Here is a 2,481-nt window from a genome sequence, read left to right on the forward strand (position 1 = left end):
CCTTGCTATGTCAACTATTTTTTGAGATTTTTAGTGGTTTTTCTCCTCTGAAACTCTAAACTCTAGTCAAATGTAATTTGGCATTATATCCAAGATGACCGTCATACGACTCACAGAATACAGCCACGGCTCGGGCTGCGGCTGCAAAATCGCTCCGAAGCTGCTGGACGAAATCCTCCAGGGCAGCGTCAGCATGCTCCCGGATCCGCGCCTGCTGGTGGGCAACCAGACCCGTGACGACGCCGCGGTCTATGACCTGGGCGACGGGCGCTCCGTGGTCTCCACCACGGATTTTTTCATGCCCATCGTGGACGACCCCTTCGAGTTCGGCCGTATCGCCGCCACCAACGCCATCAGCGACATTTACGCCATGGGCGGGAAGCCCCTGATGGCCATTGCCATCTTCGGCTGGCCCATCGACAAACTCAGCGCGGAAGTGGGTCAACGGGTGGTCGATGGCGGCAGGCAAACCTGCAAGGACGCCGGCATTCCCCTGGCAGGCGGTCATTCCATCGATTCACCCGAACCCATCTTTGGCCTGGCGGTAACGGGCATTGTCGACAATGCGCAGCTCAAGCGAAACGACCAGGCCACGCCTGGCTGCCGCCTGTATCTCACCAAGCCCATCGGCATTGGCATACTCACCACGGCACAGAAACAGAAAAAACTGGCGCCCGGACACGAGCGTATCGCGCCTGACACCATGTGCCAGCTCAACAGCATCGGTGCAGAGCTCGCCGCCATACCCAGCGTGACCGCCATGACCGACGTCACCGGCTTTGGCCTGCTGGGACACTTGCTGGAAATCTGTCAGGGAAGCAACGTGGCGGCCAGCATCCGCTTCGACCAGGTACCCCTGCTTCCCCATGTCCCGGATTACCTGGCCATGGGTTGCTCTCCCGGCGGTGCGCAACGCAATTTCGACAGCTATGGCGAACACATCGCCCCCCTTACGCCGGAACAGCAGCAAATCCTGTGTGACCCTCAAACTTCCGGCGGACTGCTGGTCGCCGTCACTCCCGAAGCCGAACCCGCATTCCTGGATACCACGGTACGGGCCGGTCTGTCCCTCGCGCCCATCGGTGAGCTTGGGACCCGGGATGTCGCCATATTTATCCGGGTCGAATGAACATGGAACTGCCCCAGGTCAATGATTTCAGGGAGCTCTTCCTGAAAGGCACACCGCTGCTGGATGTGCGCGCGCCGATGGAATTTCAGGCGGGCGCCTTCCCGAATGCCACCAATATTCCCCTGCTCAGCGACGAAGAACGACATCTGATCGGCATTCGTTACAAAGAACAGGGACAGGATGCCGCCATCGAGCTGGGCCGGGAACTCATCGACGGCCAACCCAAGGCTGAACGCACTGCGCAGTGGCAGGCATTCGTGCGACAGCATCCCGAAGGCGTGCTGTACTGTTTCCGGGGTGGCATGCGCTCCAGGATCTCCCAGGAATGGATATACGAAGCCACCGGCATCGCCTACCCCCGCGTCGAGGGCGGCTACAAAGCCTTGCGCAACTTCCTGCTGGAGGAAATCGATCAGTCGATCACAGAGATCCAGCCCACCGTACTGGGCGGCAGAACCGGTGCGGGCAAGACCATCGCCATTCACCGGTTGCAGAACAGCATTGATCTCGAGGGCCTTGCCTGGCACCGCGGCTCTGCCTTCGGCGGCCATGTAACTCCCCAGCCTTCACAGATCGATTTTGAGAACCGCTTGTCCATCGAGCTGATAAGACATCGTGCCGCCGGACGTTTCAGGCTGGTATTTGAAGATGAAAGCAAGGCAGTGGGCTCACGACATATTCCGCCCGCATTGTACGAGCACATGGCCTGCAGCCCTCTGGTGATTCTGGATGTTTCATTGCAGGAGCGTATCGACAACTCCATCGATGAATATGTCACGAGTGCCCTGGAAGAATATCAGGCCATGTATGGGGAGGATCAGGGGTTTCAGAAATGGGCGGCATACGCCACCCACAGTCTGAGCCGTATCAGCAAGCGCCTGGGTGGCGAGCGTTACAGGGAGATGAATGCAAAACTGCAACATGCCATCGGCCATCTGGAACGGACCGGCAACCCCGAAGCGCATCAGGAATGGATTTCACAATTGCTTACTGATTACTATGATCCCATGTACGACTATCAGACTTCCAAAAAGAAAGATCGCATCATTTTCAGTGGAAACATGAAAGAAGTGATCGAATATCTGACCAATTCCTGATCAATCTCTATTCCTCCGGGAAACACCGAACAATGGTGTTATTGTTTTACCCCACCGTGGACCGGGATCCATAGTCATCAAGGTATTATTGATTCCTGCCTGTGCCGGAATAACATTGTTGGATGTTACTTCTACCTGAATCCGTGATTCCAGAACGTCAAAACCCGCATTTTACCGACATGACTCGGCAGGAGCCTCTGTAATCGGCATGACATCGAATATTTGTCTGGATGGATCAGCAAATTGATGCTTTGG

2 protein-coding genes are annotated in these 2,481 nt (G+C 56.3%); both read left to right on the forward strand.

Annotated elements, in window-relative coordinates:
• The first annotated feature begins 94 nt into the window (after positions 1-94).
• A complete protein-coding gene (gene selD / locus ACOCD2_RS16715; protein WP_293649717.1) occupies positions 95-1,129 on the forward strand; it encodes a selenide, water dikinase SelD in 1,035 nt (344 codons plus the stop codon).
• Positions 1,130-1,131: 2 nt separating this feature from the next.
• On the forward strand, positions 1,132-2,226 hold the full coding sequence (gene mnmH, locus ACOCD2_RS16720) for a tRNA 2-selenouridine(34) synthase MnmH (protein ID WP_293652922.1): 1,095 nt from the start codon (positions 1,132-1,134) through the stop codon (positions 2,224-2,226).
• Positions 2,227-2,481 lie beyond the last annotated feature (255 nt).

This window comes from Thiolapillus sp., from assembly GCF_048562965.1.
GTDB classification, from domain to species: domain Bacteria; phylum Pseudomonadota; class Gammaproteobacteria; order Chromatiales; family Chromatiaceae; genus Thiolapillus; species Thiolapillus brandeum_A.

Bases quoted from the DNA above. Each gene is read 5' to 3' on its own strand.
- selD (WP_293649717.1), top strand. From the start codon at position 95: ATGACCGTCATACGACTCACAGAATACAGCCACGGCTCGGGCTGCGGC.
- mnmH (WP_293652922.1), top strand. From the start codon at position 1,132: ATGGAACTGCCCCAGGTCAATGATTTCAGGGAGCTCTTCCTGAAAGGC.